Source organism: Poritiphilus flavus (assembly GCF_009901585.1).
In the GTDB taxonomy this organism is placed as follows: Bacteria; Bacteroidota; Bacteroidia; order Flavobacteriales; family Flavobacteriaceae; genus Poritiphilus; species Poritiphilus flavus.
This window is the reverse complement of sequence record NZ_WXYO01000001.1, coordinates 505869-527778: the sequence shown is the minus strand read 5'-3', so window position 1 is coordinate 527778 and position 21910 is coordinate 505869. Positions and strand designations below refer to the sequence as shown.

The 21910-nt window shown below is 45.9% G+C and carries 13 protein-coding genes; 5 read left to right on the top strand and 8 right to left on the bottom strand.

Annotated features, from left to right (window positions below; all coding sequences use genetic code 11):
* Nucleotides 1-174 precede the first annotated feature (174 nt).
* A complete protein-coding gene (locus GTQ38_RS02140) occupies nucleotides 175-1149 on the top strand; it encodes a polyprenyl synthetase family protein (RefSeq protein WP_161433570.1) in 975 nt (324 codons plus the stop codon).
* Here GTQ38_RS02140 and GTQ38_RS02135 read toward each other — a convergent pair.
* The 7 genes from GTQ38_RS02135 to GTQ38_RS02105 form a co-directional block, all read right to left on the bottom strand.
* Nucleotides 1146-2864 carry a CRTAC1 family protein gene (locus GTQ38_RS02135; protein ID WP_238857752.1) on the bottom strand — a complete coding sequence of 573 codons (1719 nt, stop codon included), beginning with the start codon at nucleotides 2862-2864 and terminating at the stop codon, nucleotides 1146-1148. The two genes, GTQ38_RS02140 and GTQ38_RS02135, sit on opposite strands and share 4 nt — an antisense overlap.
* Before the next feature lie 6 nt (nucleotides 2865-2870).
* Nucleotides 2871-4217: a vanadium-dependent haloperoxidase gene (locus GTQ38_RS02130; RefSeq protein WP_161433569.1), complete on the bottom strand. Its 1347-nt coding sequence runs from the start codon at nucleotides 4215-4217 to the stop codon at nucleotides 2871-2873.
* Nucleotides 4214-7573: a VCBS repeat-containing protein gene (locus GTQ38_RS02125; protein ID WP_161433568.1), complete on the bottom strand. Its 3360-nt coding sequence runs from the start codon at nucleotides 7571-7573 to the stop codon at nucleotides 4214-4216. Before GTQ38_RS02125 ends, GTQ38_RS02130 begins: the two co-directional genes overlap by 4 nt.
* A gap of 72 nt (nucleotides 7574-7645) precedes the next feature.
* Nucleotides 7646-9520, bottom strand: a complete 1875-nt coding sequence (locus GTQ38_RS02120; protein WP_161433567.1) for a RagB/SusD family nutrient uptake outer membrane protein — start codon at nucleotides 9518-9520, stop codon at nucleotides 7646-7648.
* A gap of 10 nt (nucleotides 9521-9530) precedes the next feature.
* On the bottom strand, nucleotides 9531-12770 hold the full coding sequence (locus GTQ38_RS02115; protein ID WP_161433566.1) for a SusC/RagA family TonB-linked outer membrane protein: 3240 nt from the start codon (nucleotides 12768-12770) through the stop codon (nucleotides 9531-9533).
* A gap of 123 nt (nucleotides 12771-12893) precedes the next feature.
* On the bottom strand, nucleotides 12894-14036 hold the full coding sequence (locus tag GTQ38_RS02110; protein ID WP_161433565.1) for a lycopene cyclase family protein: 1143 nt from the start codon (nucleotides 14034-14036) through the stop codon (nucleotides 12894-12896).
* Between the two features lie 49 nt (nucleotides 14037-14085).
* Nucleotides 14086-16380: a TonB-dependent receptor gene (locus GTQ38_RS02105; RefSeq protein WP_394350951.1), complete on the bottom strand. Its 2295-nt coding sequence runs from the start codon at nucleotides 16378-16380 to the stop codon at nucleotides 14086-14088.
* Between the two features lie 76 nt (nucleotides 16381-16456).
* Between GTQ38_RS02105 and GTQ38_RS02100 the strand changes: the two genes are divergently transcribed.
* Both GTQ38_RS02100 and GTQ38_RS02095 read left to right on the top strand, forming a co-directional pair.
* On the top strand, nucleotides 16457-17113 hold the full coding sequence (locus tag GTQ38_RS02100) for a metal-dependent transcriptional regulator (protein ID WP_161433564.1): 657 nt from the start codon (nucleotides 16457-16459) through the stop codon (nucleotides 17111-17113).
* Between the two features lie 2 nt (nucleotides 17114-17115).
* Nucleotides 17116-17937: a ZIP family metal transporter gene (locus tag GTQ38_RS02095; protein ID WP_161433563.1), complete on the top strand. Its 822-nt coding sequence runs from the start codon at nucleotides 17116-17118 to the stop codon at nucleotides 17935-17937.
* A gap of 51 nt (nucleotides 17938-17988) precedes the next feature.
* Here the strand turns inward: GTQ38_RS02095 and GTQ38_RS02090 are convergent, their stop codons facing one another.
* Nucleotides 17989-18510, bottom strand: a complete 522-nt coding sequence (locus tag GTQ38_RS02090; RefSeq protein WP_161433562.1) for a DinB family protein — start codon at nucleotides 18508-18510, stop codon at nucleotides 17989-17991.
* A gap of 190 nt (nucleotides 18511-18700) precedes the next feature.
* Between GTQ38_RS02090 and GTQ38_RS02085 the strand changes: the two genes are divergently transcribed.
* Together GTQ38_RS02085 and GTQ38_RS02080 are read left to right on the top strand one after the other, a co-directional pair.
* A complete protein-coding gene (locus tag GTQ38_RS02085; protein WP_161433561.1) occupies nucleotides 18701-20725 on the top strand; it encodes a S9 family peptidase in 2025 nt (674 codons plus the stop codon).
* A 7-nt stretch (nucleotides 20726-20732) separates the two neighbouring features.
* Nucleotides 20733-21878, top strand: a complete 1146-nt coding sequence (locus GTQ38_RS02080; protein ID WP_161433560.1) for a helix-turn-helix domain-containing protein — start codon at nucleotides 20733-20735, stop codon at nucleotides 21876-21878.
* Nucleotides 21879-21910 lie beyond the last annotated feature (32 nt).

Genomic DNA, 21910 nt, shown 5'->3' with positions numbered 1-21910 from the left:
CAGTCATAAAAACCAGGAGTATCTGAATTGTCAAAAAAGGGCTTAAAACCACCCATTAAACTTTGAGCGGTAAAGGGATATCATGGAAAGACCAGGGGCTCTTGGCAGCAGGAAACCCGTACAGCTTGCATGCTATTCTTTAAACATGCCTTATTTTTGGGGAAAATTTTCTGGATGCAGAACCTAGATTTTTATCGGGAGGCTTTTGAATCTTATTTGAAAGCGTCTACCGCAGCTAAAGAGCCATTGGGTCTCTATGAACCCATGGCCTACATCCTAGGGCTTGGAGGCAAGCGTTTGAGGCCCAGCTTAACACTGTTGACCTCAGAGTTATTCGGAGGGGATTTCCATTCCGCTTTGGATGCCGCTCTGGCTGTAGAGATCTTCCACAATTTTTCCCTGGTTCATGACGACATCATGGACGATGCCCCTTTGAGAAGAGGGAAGACTACGGTTCATGAGAAATGGGATATCAATACCGGGATACTGTCAGGAGATGTTATGCTGATAAGGGCTTATCAATGTCTGGAAAGTTATAAGGGCGATATTTTTAAGGAATTGCTTAAACTGTTCAGCCGAACAGCGGTTGAAGTCTGTGAAGGCCAACAGTACGATGTTGATTTTGAAAACAGGAATGATGTGACCATCACGGAATATCTGAAAATGATAACCTTTAAAACCGCTGTACTCATTGCCGCGGCCATGAAAATGGGAGCCATTATTGCCAAAGCTTCTAAAGAAGATAGCGCCAATATCTATGAGTTCGGAAGAAACCTGGGTATAGCCTTTCAGCTTCAGGACGATTACCTGGATACCTTTGGAGACCCTGAAACCTTTGGTAAACGCATCGGAGGGGATATTGTTGAAAATAAAAAGACTTTCCTCTACCTTAAATCATTAGCGCTTGCAGAGGAGAGCGACGCCAGGGAACTGGAAGGGCTATTCACTCAAACTCCCACAGACCCTACAGAAAAAATTGAGCGGACCAGGGAGATTTACATGAGCTCAGGAGCAGCCCAGCATGCCAGGGATGAAATTCAGAATTATACTACCAACGCCTTCAAAATCCTGGATGAGATGCAGGTCTCAGAAAACAACAAAAAGGCCTTTAAGCAGATTGGGGAGAAATTGATGCAGCGGAAGGTTTAGGATTTGGCAGTTTTCTTTGATCTAAAACGGGGCAGCCGATTTTGCCTGTTCAAAACAAAGAGTAGTAAAGCAATGACTATCAGAACCGGTAGAACGATAAAAAACACATTGGTCTTGTCTTCGATTTCGGTTACGGTGAGCAGACTATTTATTTGAGGGTTCAGAATATATTGCTTTTTTCCTCCGGCCCAGCTGACAATCACTGAATCCACCTTTTTTGCGGATCCAAGCCCAAAATGAGCGATCACAGAGTTTTGAGACAAGTGGCTGGATCCTCCTCCGTCTATTTCACGCATCATACGGGTTTCCCCCACGACCACTTCAACCTTAGAGCCAATGCCGTTTTTCTCTGCCCATAACCCGTCTAAAGCTACCTTTAGCCAATTACCGGTGTCCATATCGTTCCGAAACAGAGTGGTAACCGAAGCCGTGGGATACTCCTTTACAGGGATCTGGTTTACTACAAGGATATCCAGATCCCCGTCATTATCCATGTCAAAAAGGACAGACCCCCGGCCTACACCATAGTCATTTACCCCCATCAATCGTCCTTTTTCAGTAAATAGGCTGTTGTTATTTTCAAAATAGAAGTTGCCCATCGGAACGCAATTCGGATTAAGGTCTCCATTAGAGACATAGAGGTCAAGATCCTGGTCGTTATCAAAATCGCCAAAGTTAGCACCCCAACTAATGGCAAAACTATAGGCACCTAATTCCTTGGCACGGTTTATAAAGGGCTGATCATAACCCTGACTTTCCATAAAGAAATTGAACTTTACGTTGGTTATGTAATAGTCCAGAAAACCATTATTGTCATAATCCCCCACAGCAGAACCCATGGCATTGATCTTTAGATCCATGGCAGTGGATTTACTCACATCTCTGAAGGATTTTCTGGGATAACGGTTTTCGTATAAAAAATTCGGTACTGCTTTATATCCAAAATCCTGGTTGACAAGCAGATCCTGATCTCCGTCATTGTCAAAATCCGTAAAGGTCCCCCCAAAGCCGAAACCCTGATGGTCCAGACCGTAGGCCTCTGTTTGGTTCTCAAAATATTTCCCTTCCTTGTTGATCAGCAAGTAAGGTTTGGCTGTTCGGTTGGCATTTACAATGGTCTCATCCTTCAGTACACCTAGTTTGCCTTCGAACTCCAGGAAATAATTGCCGACAAACAGGTCCGGGAACCCATCAGCATTCACATCTCCAAAACAGGCACCGGTACTAAAGGAGTTCAACTGATCCAGTTGATATTCCCTGGTGGCATCCGTAAATGTAAGGTCCCCATTATTGATAAACAGGAGGTTCTTCGCCCTGGGAATGACATTAGTGCTATCCGTAGTATTGATGGTGGTGATAAAGAGATCCCGCCAACCATCCCGGTTAACATCGGCGCTTACCACACCCTGGGTAACATAATCCTGAGATACTTTGAGCCCTGAACTCTCGTAAATGTCCTTAAAGGTTCCATCTCCATTATTCAAATAAACGGCATCTTTGTTCATGCCACCGGTGATATAAAGATCCTCAAAACCGTCTCCATTAATATCAAGCACGGCCGCCCCTCCTCCGAAAGTACCCTCGTAAACCTTAAACCGGTGATCAATACCCGCCCCGGCAGTCACATCCGTAAATGGGGTTTGGCTGGTCATTGTTGCCGCGACCAGCAATGTCATAAATGACGAAAATCGAATATTATTTGTCAGGCTGAACATTTGATTTCAATCTGTTTTCCATTTAAGTGAGACTACATTATTTGCTATTCTAGCTCCTTCCTCCAGTCCAACTTCGTTATCCTGAGGGGTATGAATTCCTCCGTAGAAGCGGGAGTCTGCGGTTTCCTGTGCCGCTGCCCAAAAAGAATCAAAACTTCTGATCACGAAATCAGTGTCCCTCACTTCATCGCGTTCCCTGCCCTCATGAGCCCGATCCACGAAATGAAATTCCTTTCCGAAAACTTCTTCCAGAGTGGTGGCTGCGGCAGCGGCCTGGATAGCGTGTCCTGATGGAAAGGAAGGGAAAGGAGGATCCGGCCAAAAGGACTCCCATTCCTGATCAATATGCTCAGGGATAAAAGTATTGGGCCTTTCAGAAAAGAAGTGATATTTCCATTTCCAGCATTGTATGAAAGCATCCGCGACGGCTATGCTGACCTTGGCATAGGCCTCGGCACAACGGATCAGGGAAGGGTTCTTCTGTTCTACCGCCAGGGTGGTAATATAATAGGAATGACCAGGAGGCGTAAAGCTTACATCGGGATCATCTCCCCACCAGATCGCGGCTTCTTTCTCTTCCTGGGTTAATTCCAGGTCTTTCTTGTAAACCTGTATGAATTGTTCGTAATACGGAGAGCCTTTAATAGTATCGTAAGGGATCATTTCCGGGATGGGCAGGGTAGCGTTAACTGCCAGGAATGTACGGTTTTTGCCCCAATGCGGGTGAAGCGGATGGTGACTGAAGGATTGTGCAAACAAGGGTGGTTTCCACGAGCCCGGCCTTTCGGGATGTTCCAGGCTCTTATCAAAATTTCTAAGATAACCCCTGTGGCCACCGTCGGTCTTGGACCATTCAAATACAGCTTTGGAGACCGATTTGCCAAAAGCCACAGACCGCTCAGCAATTCCTTCGTCCCCTACTTTTTTAGAATACTGTTCATAAACCGCATTCTCCAGCGAATCTATCCGCTGTTTGTTCTCTTCTGAAGTCTGGAGATAAATGCTTTTTAAAATATCTGCCTGGGCTGCATTCATGGCCAATACCCAATTATAAGTCTTATCCTGTTCAGGCCTTGGAAGCCCTTTTAATCCGTTTAGCTGCTCTGCGATGGAATGATGCGTATCGTAGCCATGAACTATGGCCTCGTACATAGTCAGTCCTATATATCCGAATCCTCGGGAGGCGAATGTAGGGGAATTTGCAGGAGTATATTGGGTGATATACAGAGACATTTTTGCCCATTCCAGGGCAACGTCCTGTTCTGAGAGTTCCTTCTCTCTTTCACAGGCTGAGATGAGTAAGGCAATCAGGATCAGGATACAGGTTATATGCCGGTATAATCGGGTATTCATAATAAGCTATCTGGATTTGGTTTTATAAGGTACGAACTAATAGGTTTTTGATGAGCGCTGAGGTATAATCGATCATTTACGATGAGAGAACTGCGGACAGCCCCCCGGACTTCAAGGCCGGAATCCAACTGATTGACATAATCAAAACTCCCGTCGCCTTTTCCTTTCATAAATATACCGTAGTTAGCATCGAATTTTCCCAATCTCAATTTAAAATGGTGGTTGTTGCCGAAAAGGAGCATGTCCGTATTTCCATCTTTATCAAAATCTGATACCGATATATCATAAACTGGTGAGTACTGTGCCTGGAAAGGTAGTTCGGCCATTTTGAATCTTCCTTCAGAAGTTTTTAAAAACAAAGCTGTCTCCAGATGATTAACTGTTAGCTTTTTGGCGGCTGCTAAGTCCTCCTCTGATAAAATATCTTTGATGCCGGCATCCGCATAGCTTTCATAACTGGTAAACCTGGAGCGCAAATGGGTGAGTTGCCCCAGCAGTTCATCCCGGGTAAGGTAAGGATAGCTCGTTTCCTTTATGTAATAGGAAAACAAGGGGTCTACAGAGCCATTACGGTCAAAGTCGGCATAGAGCAGTTCTGCAGGCCTTTCGTTAGATACCCTGAACTGGATATTCGATCCCATATTGCCGATCACGAGATCAACATTTCCATCGTTGTTAAAATCACCCAGGCTGATCGTATTCCACCAACCCTGGTAAAGCTGATCAAAATAGTTCAGCGTTTCATTTTCGAGCTTTCCATTCTTATTAATAAAAACCGTAACGGGCATCCATTCCCCAACCACAATAAGATCTTCATGTTCATCATTATTCAGGTCTGTCCATACCGCATCGGTGACCATGCCGATATTGGAGAGGCCCTGGGTCAGGTCATGGCTATGGTCCGAAAAATTGCCCTTGCCATCGTTTATGAGCAAATAACTACCGGGCGTTTCCGGATACCTACCCGGAACTATCCGCCCGCCCACAAAGAGATCCTGAGCGCCATCCCCATTAAGATCTGTAGCAACTACACAGCTTTTGCCGGAACGCATTTTTGGAAGTGAGCCAGGGCTTTTGGAAAAATCTCCTTTGCCGTCTCCCAGGTACAAACGATCTTGTAGCAGTGGGTCTTCAGGCTCAAAGTTGTGATAGCCGCCACTGGAAACATAAAGGTCCTGAAATCCATCTGCATTGGCATCAAAAAAGAGGGCATCCGCATCGTGTCTGGAGGCATCTGCTTCCAGAAAGTTAGTGTTGAGTTTCCTAAAACTGCCATTTTCTAACTGCATAAACAGGGATCCGCTCTGATCTTTAGAGCCTCCTACAAATACATCTTCCAGTCCGTCGTTGTTTATATCGCCTTTTGTCAGGCAAGGACCCATATGCGAGAACTGTGAAAGCAGTAGCGGCTGACGCTTAAAATCGTTTATGGAAATGTTTTGATCTGTATGTGTTATTAGTGAGGGTACTTCCTGGAATTGAGATGGTCTTGCTGTAGTACGTATGTTTTTTTCTTCTGCGTTCCGTTCTTCAAGTTGCAGTTTTTGATTTGCGCTGATGTCTACAAGCGTTTGCTTTTTCCCTCCAGGCCATTGCACCCTTAGTGAATCTATTTTCGTGCTATTTCCCAGGCCAAAGTGCAGTACCGAAGAAACTGTGGATAGATAGCCCCGGGTTGGCATTTGTTCCAGTTTTTGCATTTGCCCTCCGTGATGGATCACCACCTTGCTTCCAAGGCCTTGGGTATTCTGTTTTTCTCCTTTTAGCGCTATTTGCAGATAGTTCTTTTGATCGTCTGAGCTGTTGTTTCTGTAGATAGCGGCGGCTTTGTTTATGTTATTAACGATGAGGTCCAGATCTCCGTCATTATCGAGGTCGGCATAGGCCGCACCGTTGCTGTTACTTGGCTGATCCAGGCCAAAAGCAGCTGTTTTATCTGAAAACAAAGTGCCATTTTGGTTGGAAAAAAGATAGTTAGTGACATTGGAGGAAGGCATTTCCTCAATGATCTCCAACACATCCGTTCTTTGTAACCTTCCTTTGGATTTTACATAGTTGTCCATATAATTGATAAAATCCAAATTGGTGTAATCCCGGAAATACCCATTGGTAACAAACAGATCCTTTAGACCATCATTGTCGTAATCCGCGAGCAGAGCCACCCAGCTCCAATCCGTATTCGAAATCCCTGCTAATTGTCCCAGCTCACTGAATGTACCGTTTCCATTATTGAGTTGCAGCATGTTTCGCATATACTGGTAATGGAAACCACTCCTTACATTCAGGTCGAACTTATCATAGTTGTCCGGGCTAAGCAGTAGCTTTTGCCTTCGGTTGTCTTCGGGTAACATATCCAGGGTGATGATGTCCTGAAAGCCATCGTTATTGATATCCGCAATATCGTTACCCATGGAAAAATGACTGATATGGCCCATGCTTTCCTTTATCCTGTCCGTAAAAGTGCCATCGCCATTGTTCATATACAGATAATCCGGAACGGCATAATCATTAGATACATAGAAATCCTGCCAGCCATCATTATCAATATCACTAATGCCAAGCCCTAAGCCATAGGTAAGGGCAGAACCACTGATTCCGGCTTCCTGTGTAACATCTTTGAAAGTGCCGTTCTGCTGAGCGTAAAGACGAACGCCTTGCAAAGGATCGTCCTTTTTCAGGAATTCTTTAGTTGCCGCAACATTGAGAATGGGTAAGGATTTGGGATTGTGATTTAATAACAGTGCATCGAGGTCTCCATCCTGGTCGTAATCAAAGAAGTGTGCCTGGTTGCTAAAGGCCGGACTGTCCAGCCCGTACTTTGCAGCCTGATCTTCAAATACGGGGATGTTGCCATCTTTATTTCCCGTATTGATAAAAAGCTGGTTTTGTCGCTTTGCCGGCGGCAGTGCCCCGGAGTAACAAAGATAGAGATCTAACCTGCCATCCCCGTTTACATCGGCAGCGGTAATACCGGTTTTCCAGGGGCCGGGCCTTCCACTGACGCCGGAGGAAGCCGTAACTTCCTTAAACTTTAATCCACCTTCATTGATATACAATTTGTTTTCGCCCATATTAGAAGTAAAATACAGGTCTACCAAGGCATCGCCGTTAAAGTCTGCCGCGGCTACACCTCCTCCGTTATACAAATACTCATAAACAAGGACATTGGCATTAAGACTTTCTTTGAGCTGGTTTTGGAAGTGCACATTGGTTTCCTCCGGAGACAACAGGGTAAAGACTTTTGATACAGTATCGGGTGGATCTTCTTTGGTGTTCTCTCCCTGCCGCCTACAGCCGACCTGAATACAACAGAAGGCATATAGGGCCAACAAATATAACGGTGTCAGTTTTTTCATTTAATGAATAAAAATAAAAAAATCTACCTCAAAGCAGAGGTAGATCTTTTATTCAAATAAGAAAAAAATACCTTAATAACCCGGGTTTTGAACCAGTAGTTCATTCCTGTTAAGTTCGTCTCTACTGATTGGGAAATAGTACATTTTATCGTCCCAGGTTCGGGTTTCAGTTTCTGTATTATCCACTACGGTGTAGGTATAATCATATACATCTTTGTCATGCCTGTAGGGTACATGAGGCGTTTGGCCGGCTTTAAGCGTAGCCTGAACATTCATCACCTTAATTCCTCTACCCAGGGTTTCCGCAGCGATCATCCATCGGCGGGCGTCGAAAAAGCGGTGCTCTTCATAGGCCAGCTCAACACGTCTCTCATTTCTATAAATATCCATAAGAGCAGCACCTGATTCCGTAACCTCTGGCATACCTACCCTGAATCTTATTCTGCTGAGCCAGGTTCGGGCCTCACCTTCATCACCAGTCTCCAGGCAGGCCTCAGCGTAATTCAGAGCCATTTCCGTATATCTTATGAACGGCCATGGTACCACTTGCGCACTGGATTGATTGTCTACCAGTCCCGGATCCGGGTCAATAAACTTGCGGACATAATAGGAAGTACGGCTTCCATTCCAGTTCTCAATAGGTGATTCGCGGGTATCCACTCCGGGGATTATTCCACCACTGCCGTCGTCATACGCTCCACTTTGGATCTGGTCTACCGGGTCTATCCCTGCAACATCAGAGGGTCTTGGTTTCCAGTCTGCGCCGTCGTACAATACCGTGGCATAGAACCTCGGATCCCTGTTGGCGTATGGATCCGCCGCGTGGGTTGGGTTGTTCCAGTCGAAATCTGAGCCATCCATCATCTGATAATCATCTACCAGTAGTTGGATAGGCGTATTTCCGGCCCAGTTGTGATACCCATTGGGGCCATTATTGATACCCTGGTGAATTCCTCCGAGGGGCCAACCGCTTTCTACAGTAAACAGTGGTGTATGTGTGCGTTCAAAGAGCAATTCCGCTCTTGCAGCGGCATCACCTACTGAGCTTCCTCCACCCATGGCTATAGAAATGTAGTTATTCCTACCTTCCTCAGCGGATACCGGGGCAGCAAGGTCCAGTTTGTATCCGGTGGTGGCATCCAATACCGCTTTTGCCGCGGCTTTAGCAGCATTCCAACGAGCCGTTCGGTCTCCGGAAGGGTAGGCTACTAATTCCAAATTTGCATAGCTTCCTAATACGCTAGAGTTAGCGCTTGCCGTAGGTCCATCTCTCAGGTCACTTGCCGCATATAATAGCACTCTTGCTTTGAGGGCCATGGCGCTTAGCATGGAAGCACGGCCTGGTGTTTCCGGCTTGCCTTGAAGCAAGGTAGTTGCCTGATCCAGATCACCAACAATGAAATCAATATTTTCCGCAAAGGTATTTCTTGCGATTGAATAGTCTTCATTTAATTCATAAGGCCTATCTATAAGCGGAACACCGCCGTAATACCGCATCAATTGATGGTAGTAGAATGCCCTTAAAAATAAGGATTCACCCAAAAGCCTGTCTCTCAGGTCCGAATCATTAAATGTAGACTCTGGTAATTCCTGGATGGCGATATTCGCCTGTCTTACGGCAAGGAACAACTCATCCCATTGTGGAACTATTCTGTTATTTCCAGTACCGGCATCACTCAAAGTACCTTCGGTGATCACATTGATACCCCTACCAGAGTGTGTAAACATGGCTTCATCTGTAATAGCAGAAAGCCCTTCTTCTTCAAATCCACCGTAATTCAGATAAGAATATACGTTGAAAACAAAGGCTTCAGACAAGGCTCCATTACTCCAGGTGGCATCGGCTGACACCTTGTCCAGTGGCTCGGTGTCCAGAAAATCTTCACTACAAGCCACAAGAATGAGAAGCACTGTCGTAAACCAGATTGCTAATCTTCTTTTTTTCATAACTGATTTATTAAAACGTTAAACTAAATCCTGTGTTAATTACCCTAGCCTGAGGGTAGTATGTCCCAGCGCTGTTTGTTGCTTCTGGATCGAAAATATCATTTTCTGCGATCGTAAACAAATTCAAAGCACTTACAAATACCCTGAACTGAGACAATCCGAACTGATCTATCCATTTGGCGGGGAAATTATAAGCCAACTGAATGTTTTTCAGACGAATATAATCTTTACCGAACAATAAATAGGTATTATTTCCAAAATCTCCACCAGTGTAATAGGTGTCACCTCTACTGGCTAACCTTGGGTGGACCCTGCTAGGGTTATCTATACTCCATCTATTGTCATGAGAATACTTCAGATAGTTACCGATATCACCTGATTCCGTAAATATTCGGATTGAGGAACCGGTTGCTCCCTGAAAGAGTACATTAAGATCAAAATTCTTCCAGGAGGCATTAAAAGTAGCACCAAAGTTAAAATTCGGTGTATCATTTTCTTCCAACCTCACCTGGTCGTCCGCGTTAATTACTCCATCTCCATTAATATCCTTGAACTTCATGTCTCCGGGTTTAAGCTCCGGGGTTACCGCACTGTAGTCCAAAGTGTTGTTGGCGATATCTGCCTCATCAAAGAAGGCACCATCTGATTCGTAGACCAGATAGGAGCGAATAGGTTTACCTTCCAGGCGTTGATAGCTGGGCGCTCCTGGGATCTCGTCCAGGAAGACTACCTCGTTTTTGGCATAACCACCATTGATCCCAAAATCGTATTTAAACCCATCCGGATTGCCACCGTAGTAGTTTATATTAAATTCAAATCCTTCGTTATCCACTTTTCCGGCATTTACCGGTGGAAGCAGATTGGAAATTCCGGATGATCCAGGCGTGGATCCGGTTTCACGGATCAGGATCTGATCCCGCTTGTTTAGGAAGTACTCCAGGGTGAAGCTCAACTTTCCATTCAAAATGATACCGTCTAGCCCAACATTGAAGTTGTTAGCCCGCTCCCAGGTAAAACTTGGGTTGGCAAGCAGGGTTTCCTGAAGGGTAGTGACCACTTGTCCGTCTATAGGGAATTCCCCAAAGTCGTAGGTGGATAAGAAGGCAAATTCCTGAAGCTCATCATCTGAGATCTCACCATCCCCATCGATGTCAAACGCCACTTGATCGTTCCCCATTTGTCCGTAAGAGGCTCTTAATTTCAGGTAATCGACAAATCCTACATTAAACCAATCTTCGTTAGAGATGTTCCAACCGGCAAGGAATCCAGGGAAGAACCCAAATCTGTCTGCTCCGGGAAAGATGTAAGATCCGTCATAGCGCCAGATAAACTCAGCCAGATACTTCTCCTTATAATTGTATTGCGCTCTTCCGTAATAACCCAATCGGGTGCGTTTAAAGGCACTACCATCCGTAGTCTGAGTGGCACCACCGGCAAACAGTTGGTCTACCGCATCGGAGATAAATTCCCGGCGGAATGCCTGGAAAAATTCCCTGTTGAATTCTTCACGGGTTACCCCGGCCAATAGGTTGATCGTATGATCTCCGAACGTCCTGTCGTAATTTAATAAAGCCGTGAGGTTGGTGTTCAATCGATTAATGGATCCCTGTGTAAGTCGGGCATCCGTAAAGTTTGAACGGATGGCGCCTTCTAAAATCGGCTCTCCTGTGGCAATATATGTTTCCCTATCTAAGAAAAAGAGTTCCCAGGGAGTTTCCCATTTTTTCTGACGTTCCTGGGCCTGGTCTACCCCAGCGAGCAGGGTTAATTTGAGGCCTTCTATCCAGGGCTGTGTAATGTCTACCGAACCGGTGAATTGAAGGTAGTCCGTCGGTTGCCTGTCATAACCTGTGGCATTGGTAGTTACTACTACCGGCTGTTGTCCGTTCTCAATATCCGGCCCCGGCAGTCCGTTTGGCCAGATGGCAGGTTCGGTAGGTCTTCCCCTCATCAACATTCTAAAGATGGCTCCGGCACCTTCAGTAGGGAAAGCCCTGTCTTCCTTTCTATAAGCAAAACCCAGCTTGGTACTGACATAGTCATTTATCTTGATATCCGTATTGATCCTGAAATCGTACTGTTGATATCGGTTTGCCGAGTTCTTGTAGTAGGCATCCTGGTCCGTATAACCGATAGAGGAGAAGTATTTGATGTTTTCGCTACCTCCACGGATAGAAATATTATGCCTGCTTTGGGAGGCCCAGTCCTGGAAAGTGTCACCAAACCAATCCGTGTCCGGATAGAGCCATGGATCTGCCCCGGTCCTGTAACCTTCAACATCCGCAGGGCTGAACTGAGCGTTAATAGTACCAATCCCGGGGGTGGGAGAGGTGTAAGTGCCCGTTGACCTTATGGCTGCAGAGGCCGCTGCCCATTCGCTGACCGGAATATTGTTGTATATCGGCAACTCATTCATAATATTGGCATATTCCACGGCATTGGACATGTCCGGGATAATTGTGGGCTGGTTCAAACCAAAGTTGGCATCATAGGTGATGGTCGGCTTACCAGACCTGCCTTGTTTTGTAGTTATAATGATGGCGCCGTTCGCTGCCCTTGCACCGTAAATTGCAGCCGAGGCGTCTTTAAGTACCGAAATATTCTCAATATCAAAAGAGTTTAACCTTCCCAAACCTCCATCTCGATCTGGGATACCATCGATAACCACCAGAGGTTGATTGTTTCCCAGTGTGTTGGTACCTCTAATACTGATGTTGGATTCGTCATTACCTGGCTCACCACTTGTTTGGATAATAACAACCCCCGGTAATCTACCGGCAAGGGAGTTAGAAACACTTACCGCAGGGGAAGCTTCCAGCACCGGTCCCTGTACGGCGGTAACCGCACCGGTAACCGTAGCCTTCTTCTGCGTACCGTAACCTACGACAACGACTTCATCTAAACTGGCAACATCTTCTTCCATGGCCACATTAATAGTAGTTTGGTTGTTCACTGCAATTTCAATGGTCTTATAGCCTATCGAACTAAACCGCAAACTGGTATTCCCGTCAGCAACTGTAATAGAGTAATTACCATCAAAATCCGCAACTACACCTGTAGTCGGATCGTTAACATCTACAATAGATACTCCGGGAAGCGGAACTCCGTCCCCCGCAGAGGTAACATTACCTGTAACGGTAGTTTGCGCATGAAGGGCGAAAAACAAAAATCCACTAAAAAAGAAGAACAAGGTCAACTTGGAGGAATTGCGAAATACACAATTTCCCCACGCATTTGTTTGGTTATTCATATGATTAGGTACTTAAGGTTGTTAGTTTCGTAAATTTAGGAAAAAATATCTTACTTATCCTAAAATATGATCTATGCAACAGAAAGGCACTTAATTCAGGTGATTTGAAAAAGGAAAATAAACTTAGAAAAGCCTTTTAAGCAGGGCTTTCAAAAAGGGTTTGGTAGGGCAGGCAGTGATTACCTTTAGATCTTCCCAGAGATTGGTGTCTTCATCCAGAAACTTCAATACAAGCCTGGGATCCCTTTTTTGGAAAAGTGATCTGAAAACCGCAGATCCAAGCTGGTTGTCTCTGTGCAACACATCCAGTAAAAGCATATCGTATAAGCGAAATTTACTTTTACTTCTGAATTCTCCGGGTGCCTTGCCAGCTTTTAGATGATCTACCAGGGCTGCCACTTTTTTTCGGGTATTCATAAAAGTAAAGCCTGTACTGGCTTTGGCCCAGCCTCCGGCAATCCCGATATTTAAGATACGGTTTGAATTCAGGGCTGTAAAATCAAATACGGTCATCGGTATATTACCTTTTTCCTTGTCCAGGATCTCATAAGAACCCAGCCCGAGGTCTGCTTTGAGGTATTCCTGTATGGCATGTTCATATTCCGCATCTTCCAGCAGTTCTTCAGAAAACAAGGTATACTCTACCAGGGCCACATCCGGTGCAAAGGGCAAAACATACATAAAGCGGGTATTCCCTTTTTGAGCGATAGAGAAATCCATAAATGTGGCGGCATCCTTGTCGAAAACGGCCTTATCTGTTTTAATGAACCAACCGATAAAATGTTGCTGCAACAGCGGGTATTTGTGCTGAGCTTTTGGAATGTTATAGTCAAAAATGCTGTTAAAGACCTGGGTTGCCGTATAGGTGTGTGCTGTTGTTCTCACCACAACGCTTTCGGCTTCCTCAGAGACATTCAGCACTTCCCCATTGCTAAAAGAAACTTTATTGTATTGCTGTAGCCTCTTAAAATACTCGCTGTAAAAGTCTGAACCCCGTATCATTTTGTAGTAATAGGGATTTATAGGAAGGCGCTTAGAGAAGTTTTCTGCCTTGAAGATTATGTCAGGCCAGGATTTGTGGACTAATTTATCCAATTTGCCGGGTGCTGTTTCCCAAAAACACCAGGTTCTGTCATTGGATTTTTTTTCATCTTTGTCTAGTAGCAGTATGGATTTCCCACTGAAATACGATTCGGAACCCAAGGCATCGGCCAGCATCAGACCTGCCGCACCCGCTCCAATGATGATATAATCAAAATCTGCCATTAATCCCCTGGATCTTGGTGGTCAAAAATACGAAATAGGCGGCTAGTAATCAGTCAATGCGGTAGCGCATACCAAAAAATCCACGGATCCCCTGATTAGGCCCGTAAACGTAGGTAGGATCAAAGGTTAGGGCAAAGGGATTATCGGCCGTGGCCACGGCATTCCCGTTCGCGTCAAATGTAACCTCCCGGTCAAAAGGATCATTGGCCCGGGCAATAATAAAGGGATTCCCCCGGTTGGGGGTCCAATCCAGCAAGTTTTTCACACCGCCGTAAATCTCAAATTGCGGAAGTCCTTTATAGGTAAACTGAATGTTCTGAATGCTCCAGGTAGGTGAATATTCGTCTCTTGGGTCCAGGGGACCCAGGGTGGGCAGTCGCATAGGTCCATACAGATTGCCGGTATAATCTATGGCCAATCGCCAACCGGGGACCGTATAGGATATGTTCCAGGTCCCGGTGAAACGCTCTGTTAGGATCTGCCGCCGTGTAATCCCATCTTCGGTATTACTCGCGTCCTGCAAGGTAGCGCCAAGCAGGAATTTCAGGCTGTTGGCAAATGCGATATCCAGGTTTGCACTTACTCCTCTGGAAACGGATCTGCCATCCAGGTTGTCGTAAATGATAAGGTTGGGATCCGTGTCGTAATCCGGAAGGATCACATTGCTGAAATGCGTATAAAACGCTGAGGCGTCTATTCCAATAAATGTACCGTTATCCGAGTATATTTTTTTGAGGTAATTCAGGTTGAAATTGATGGATCTTTCCGGTCTAAGGGCTTCTGCTATGATAACATCCCTGGCCCCTGTAAGCGCGGCGTGGTCCTCCGTGAAAAGGTTTACCACCCGGAATCCTGTCCCGGCATTGAGGCGGAGAATATCGTTCTCACCCACTTTCCATCTGTAGGCCATTCTCGGGGTGATAATGGATCCGTGCCTTTGGTCGTAATCGTATCGGGATCCGAGCAAGAGCGAATGTTTCTTGCCGAGATCTATCTCGTCCTGCACAAAAATACTGGGGATCCAAACCTCATCGGGCTCATTCCCTCGTAAGTCCGTAGTAGCGGGAGTATTGTCGTCGTAATACTGGTATCTCACAGCGCTCCCAATAAGCAGGTCGTGCTTTCCCATGGTCTTATCCCAGGTGAGCTGAGAAAAACCAATACGCTGATCGGCCAGATAAGGCAGATCTCCATACACGGAATTCTGATTGTGGTCATTGTATGAAAACGACAGCAAAAACTTCTCCTTCAACGGCAGTTGGTATTTACCAAGCACCTCCCACCGCCTGGTATAGATACTTTCTCCATAAATTTCATCTCCGCCGCGGAATTCCGGGGTCCATTGCATTTCACCACCCCATCTGTCCTCGTAGAAAAAACGACCGGCGAGGGAGAAGATTCTGGAATCCTTCCGCCTAAAATTCCATTTTTGAAAGATAGAAATGCGTTCCTGCAGGGTGACATCCGTAAAATTGTCTCCGTTGTTATCTATTGGGGTATCATAATTAAAGTAATTTACCCCGAGCAGCATATCCGTATTTTTCCCCATTTCTACTTTTGCGCCTGCATCAAGGTTGTATTCACCCCAACCGCTTACAAAGCCATCCGCAAAGAATTCGGGGGCATTTAGTGTATTCTTGGTGATGACGTTGATAAGCCCTCCGACAGCCTCGCTGCCGTATAAGGTAGAGGCGGGACCTTTAACGATCTCAATCTGTTCTATCAGGGAATTGGGGATGCCGGAAAGGCCGTAAACGGTACCAAGACCGCTGACTATAGGCATGCCGTCTATGAGCACAAGGGTATATGGTCCTTCCAGCCCGTTGATGTGAATATCTCCGGTATTGCAGACATTACAATTGATCTGTGGCCTTACCCCGTTGACATTCTGAAGTGCTTCAAAAATACTTGGAGTGGGATTCTTCTTGAGGAAGGTAGGGCTGTATACCTCAACAGGTACGGGGCTTTCCAGTCTATTTACCGGCTTTAATGTTCCTGTAACCACAGTTTCCTCCAGTTGCTCTGCTCCTTGTGTCAGATTTATGTCATACTGAGCGGACTGTCCTTGCCGAAGCTGGATGCGCTGCCGATGGTCCCGGTAACCAATGGCCGATACTATCAGGGTGTATTTGCCAGCCGTGTTGAGATTAAAGGTGAAGCTCCCGGTCTCATCCGTTGAGGTTCCTATACCTTTTTCTTCCAGGTATACATTGGCAAAAGGTACGGCGGTACCATTGCTGCTAACAACACCGCTAACGCCTATTTCCTGGGCGCTAAGCAGCTGTCCTGCCAATATGAAAAGCAGGACGATTACCAGCCCTTTGAAGTGATTGTCTTTAAACAAGGCAAAAATATATTTTAGACAAATCTAAAAATTTGTTTTTATAAATAAAAATGTACATTTGTTAAAATTATTTTTTATGACCCGATCCGAGGAGAATTACCTCAAGGCAATATTCCATTTGGCCCGAAAAGGCAATAAGGCTGTCACCACAAGTGCCATAGCCGAACAAATGGATACCAAGCCTTCTTCGGTTACGGATATGGTAAAGCGGTTAGCTGAGAAGGGCATGATAAACTATCGCAAGTACCAGGGGGTATCTCTTACCAAGGAAGGGCGGAAAGCGGCCCTTTCCATTATACGCAAGCATAGGTTGTGGGAAGTGTTTCTGGTGGAGAAAATGGATTTTGCCTGGGATGAGGTTCACGAAGTAGCGGAACAATTGGAACATATTAAGAGTGAAAAACTCATTGACCAGTTAGACAAGCTGCTGGGATTTCCGAGATATGACCCGCATGGGGATCTTATCCCTTCCAAAGACGGGGAGTTTGACGAGACCGCCAAGCGGCTTCTGACGGAAATTCCTCTAAAGAGTACAGGTGTCTGCGTGGGAGTACGGGATTCATCGGTACCATTTCTAAAATTTCTGGACAAAAACAATATCGCCCTTGGCGATGAAATCACCGTATTGGATAAGGAAGAATTTGACGGTTCCCTGCACATTCAGATCGGTGACCGCAGTATGCATATTTCAGATCAGATCGCTTCTAACCTTTACGTGAAACTAAAAGAATAATTATGGCAGATGTTATCGCCTATTTCGAATCAATCAATCCTGTACTGGCCGCATTGTACGCCACGCTGTTTACCTGGGGATTAACCGCATCAGGCGCGGCACTGGTTTTCTTTTTTAAGACAATGAACAGGGCGGTACTCGATGGTATGCTCGGGTTTACCGGAGGTGTAATGGTAGCCGCAAGCTTTTGGAGTCTGCTGGCACCGGGTATCGAAATGAGCCCGGGAGATGGTTTTCTCAAGGTCGTACCGGCAGCCGTTGGCTTCTTACTCGGAGCTGCTTTTATATTCGCACTGGATAAAATCCTCCCCCATCTCCATATCAATTTTAAAGAAAGCGAAAAGGAAGGGATCAAAACACCCTGGAGAAGAACAACCCTTCTCACCCTGGCTATCACTCTTCACAACATTCCGGAAGGGCTTGCCGTAGGGGTACTTTTTGGGGGTGTAGCCGCGGGGTTTGACGGCGCGAGCATTGGCGGGGCCGTTGCGCTTGCCCTCGGGATAGGACTTCAGAATTTTCCTGAAGGTTTTGCAGTTGCCATGCCTTTAAGAAGGCACGGGCTTACGCGTTATAAAAGTTTTCTTTATGGGCAGGCATCTGCCATTGTAGAGCCAGTGGCAGCCGTACTCGGGGCCTGGGCCGTGTTGACCTTTCAACCTATTCTGCCTTACGCTCTTTCCTTTGCGGCAGGGGCAATGATCTTTGTAGTGGTAGAAGAAGTGATCCCGGAGACACAGCAAGACAAGTATACGGATATCGCCACCATGGGATTTATCGGGGGTTTTATTATCATGATGGCCCTGGATGTGGGCCTGGGATAAAAAAACCGCCTGAGCGCAAGGCACAGACGGTATCGTTCTTTAAAAAAAGTTTTAGTTCTGTTGTACGCTCCAGGGAGGAACAATTCCGTTGGAACGGGCATAGGCGATCAGCTGTCCTTTGTGCTCCCCGTTGTGTTCCAGGATAACCAGTAAGCCGGATAAGTTACTCATCTTGGCAAATCCAAAATCTACTTCTTCACCTAATTTTCCGGATTCTACAGCGCCTATTTTTTCCTTAATGAAAGCAGCAGACTTTTTATAGGCCGCGATGATGTTCTCCTTTCCCTTAATGGACTCAAGTTTCATCATATCGACATCCTCCGGAGGTGGGAAACCCATTTTGGAGGCCAGGAAGTAATTGGCCCCGGCAGTGTGAAGGACGGTTTCACCTACAGAACGCACCCCTTCCATTGGTCTCCACTCCATTTGTTCTTCGCTAAAGGCTTCCACCAGTGAAAGAAATCGCTCGTTGTTGAAATCCAGCATTCCGTTAATACTGTTTTGAACCAGGTTATCCTGCGCAAAAGTACCCAGGGCACACAGGCATAGGATTGCAGAAAGTAATTTTTTCATTTTCAAAGTTTTAAGTTAATGATTTCAAGGCCGAAACCCGACCGTTTTTAAATATAGTGAATAAGCCATCGCTATCCGGGGAATCAACTGTTTTTTTTTTGAAGTTGAATGGAATCCTGCCACGAGCCGGAAAGTCTTCCCGAAGTATTACCTTTATGAGCACAGCAATCAAAATCTAAAATTCAAGACTATGCGAACAGTACTTCTCAGCCTGGCGGCGTTCATACTTACGTTGACCGTATCCGCGCAACAAGCTGCTTTTGGCTATATGGATGTGTTTAAATTGCAATACGCCTCCGATCCTCAGATAGATCCTTCCGGAGAATGGATCGTATATCGAAGAATGGGGTTCGATATTATGAAGGACCGGGCAGTAGGCAATCTATGGAGTATAAAAACCGACGGTTCTCAACATCAGAAACTGACCTCTCGGGAAACGAACGAATCCAGCCCCCGATGGTCTCCAACCGGAGATCGTCTCGCATTTGTCAGCAGTACGGAAGAGGGTTCGGAGATCTATATATATTGGGTAAATACCGGAAATTTTGCGAGGTTGACGCAGTTGCCATTCAGCCCCGGATCTCTGAGCTGGTCTCCGAGAGGAGATCAGCTGGCATTCACCATGAATGTGGAGAAAAAAGCTCCGGTACTCGCTAAAATTCCCAAAAAGCCCAAAGGCGCGAAATGGGCCGATGCCCCTAGAATAACAGACAGGCTGTATCACGAGGCAGACGGGAAAGGATACATAAAGCCCGGATTTACACATATTTTTACTGTACCATCCAGCGGTGGCGCCCCCCGGCAAATCACCTCGGGAGACTATCACCACAGGGGACCTCTTTCCTGGTCCGGAAATGGTAGCCGCATTTATTTTTCGGCAAACCGGAATGCTGACTGGGAATACGACTTTAGGAACAGCGAGGTATATACGGTAAATGTAGAGGATGGTCAGATCCAACAATTGACGGACCGGAAGGGACCGGATACGGCTCCAGCGGTATCTCCGGACGGCAGGCTTGTGGCATACATTGGTTACGAAGATCAGGTGCAGGCATACCAGGTTCGTAAGATCCATCTAATGAATGCTGATGGCAGCGGTAAAAAAGTGCTGTCTGAATCTTTGGACAGAAGTGTGGCAAACCTCAAATGGGACAATAAAAGCGGTGGGATCTACTTTACTTATGACGACAAGGGCAACACCAAGATCGGCTATATCAGTCTGGATGGAAAGCTTAGCAAACTGGCCGATGACCTGGGAGGTACAACCCTGGGAAGGCCCTATGCCGGTGGAAGTTACAGCCTGTCCCGGAACGGTACCATTGTCTATACGCACAGCAGACCAGAATATCCTGCCGAGATAGCCGTAGTCCGGCCTAAGGCCAAAAGGGCCATCAAAATCACCACACTGAACAAGAACCTGCTTGATTATCGGACCCTGGGCAGGGTAGAAGAGATTTGGTACAAATCTTCATATGATCAACGCGATATTCAAGGATGGGTAGTTTATCCACCTGACTATGACGCGAATAAGAAATATCCATTCCTGGTAGAGAATCACGGAGGGCCAATCTCGAATTATGGAGACCGCTTTTCCACGGAAATGCAGTTGTATGCTGCCGCGGGTTATATCGTCTTTTATCCAAATGCAAGAGGAAGTACGAGTTACGGGGAAGAATTTGGAAACCTGTTGTACAATAATTATCCAGGGCAGGATTATGACGATGTCATGGACGGAGTGGATTATTGTATTTCAAAAGGGATTGCCCATGAAGATCAGCTCTTTGTTACCGGGGGAAGTGCAGGAGGCATCATGTCTGCCTGGATAATCGGAAAGAACAATAGGTTTGAGGCGGCCGTTGTAGCCAAGCCGGTTATGAATTGGATTAGTAAAACCCTGGTAGCAGACAATTATTTCTATTATGCCAATCACCGGTATCCCGGCCAACCCTGGGAAAACTTTGAAGGTTACTGGAAGTTTTCGCCCATATCCCTTGTGGGTAATATTGAAACACCCACGATGGTGATGGTGGGTATGGACGACCTCAGAACTCCTCCCAGTGAGGCCAAGCAACTTTACCACGCCCTGAAGCTGCGTAAAATTGAAACTGTTCTGGTGGAGATCCCCGGGGCCAGTCATGGTATTGCAAGTAAGCCCAGTAATCTTATCAGCAAGATCGCGCATACCATTGCATGGTTGGATAAGTACAGGAAGTAGATGATCAATGTCCCTGGATGTCACCGCCATATTGTCGTTGCTGGTCTCTTTTCAGCTTTTCTTCATTACCTTTTTTCTGATTACGCTTAAAAAGGGGAAGAAGTTAAGTAACCTTCTGCTTGGAGTTTTTTTTCTGCTCCTGGCGATCAACGTTACGGACATGCTGTTGCAAATAAACGGGGTAAGATCCTTTCTGCCCTTATTTTTGTTGGTAGACGACTCGTTCATACTGCTTTTTGGCCCCTTGCTCCATTTGTATACCAGGTCGGTGGTATATGATTCCTTTAGGATGAGCAGAAAGGAATGGCGACATTTTATACCGTTTTTCATCTGTTTCGCTGGCTTGCTGGGAATCTATTCCCTGGCACAGGGCTCATACGAGAGTTCACTTGGCGCGGTCGCAGAGGCCAGGGTACCTGTAGGGATAGCCGCGATATTGCTGATCTGTTATCTACACGGAGCTTTATACCTTTGGTGGTCTAAACGAATATTGATCTCCTACGATGGATTTATCCGGCAGCGGTATTCCAATCTAAAACGTATAAATCTGAATTGGTTGCACTTTGTGATCAATTCCTTCATTGTGGTTTGGTTTCTCGGGCTGGTATTGACCCTGACCCCTTTTACTTCTTACAAGACCTACCTGGGCATACCGTTGTTCGGGTTTGTACTTTTCCTGTTCTATTTCATAAACCGGGTAATACTCAAAGCTTTAAACAAACCTGAGCTGTTTTCTATAGTCCCATTCCCTGACAAAAAATATTCCGGTTCAGGGCTTACAGAAACTCAAAGAACGGGCTATGCAGATAAGCTGACCCGAAAAATGGAAGCGGAAGAACTGTATTTGAATCCGGACCTCAGTGTAAGTGAGGTGGCTGAGACCTTAAATATTACGTCTAAAGAGCTTTCCCAGACCATAAATCAGTCCTTTGGCCAGCATTTTTTTGATTTTGTCAACTCCTACCGTATTGCAGCGGCCAAAAAACTGCTCAAGGATCCATTAAATAAGATGACCATACAGGAGATCATGTACGCCGTGGGCTTCTCTTCCAAGTCCTCATTCAATACCGTATTTAAAAAATCGACCCATAGCACCCCTACCCAATACAGAGAGACCTTTAGAAAACGCGCGAAAAAGGGTTCGCTTTCCTGAAGTAGAACCATTCCAGACATATATCCTAATAC

Bases quoted from the DNA above. Each gene is read 5' to 3' on its own strand.
- GTQ38_RS02140 (WP_161433570.1), top strand. From the start codon at position 175: ATGCAGAACCTAGATTTTTATCGGGAGGCTTTTGAATCTTATTTGAAA.
- GTQ38_RS02135 (WP_238857752.1), bottom strand. From the start codon at position 2,864: ATGTTCAGCCTGACAAATAATATTCGATTTTCGTCATTTATGACATTG.
- GTQ38_RS02130 (WP_161433569.1), bottom strand. From the start codon at position 4,217: ATGAATACCCGATTATACCGGCATATAACCTGTATCCTGATCCTGATT.
- GTQ38_RS02125 (WP_161433568.1), bottom strand. From the start codon at position 7,573: ATGAAAAAACTGACACCGTTATATTTGTTGGCCCTATATGCCTTCTGT.
- GTQ38_RS02120 (WP_161433567.1), bottom strand. From the start codon at position 9,520: ATGAAAAAAAGAAGATTAGCAATCTGGTTTACGACAGTGCTTCTCATT.
- GTQ38_RS02115 (WP_161433566.1), bottom strand. From the start codon at position 12,770: ATGAATAACCAAACAAATGCGTGGGGAAATTGTGTATTTCGCAATTCC.
- GTQ38_RS02110 (WP_161433565.1), bottom strand. From the start codon at position 14,036: ATGGCAGATTTTGATTATATCATCATTGGAGCGGGTGCGGCAGGTCTG.
- GTQ38_RS02100 (WP_161433564.1), top strand. From the start codon at position 16,457: ATGACCCGATCCGAGGAGAATTACCTCAAGGCAATATTCCATTTGGCC.
- GTQ38_RS02095 (WP_161433563.1), top strand. From the start codon at position 17,116: ATGGCAGATGTTATCGCCTATTTCGAATCAATCAATCCTGTACTGGCC.
- GTQ38_RS02090 (WP_161433562.1), bottom strand. From the start codon at position 18,510: ATGAAAAAATTACTTTCTGCAATCCTATGCCTGTGTGCCCTGGGTACT.
- GTQ38_RS02085 (WP_161433561.1), top strand. From the start codon at position 18,701: ATGCGAACAGTACTTCTCAGCCTGGCGGCGTTCATACTTACGTTGACC.
- GTQ38_RS02080 (WP_161433560.1), top strand. From the start codon at position 20,733: ATGTCCCTGGATGTCACCGCCATATTGTCGTTGCTGGTCTCTTTTCAG.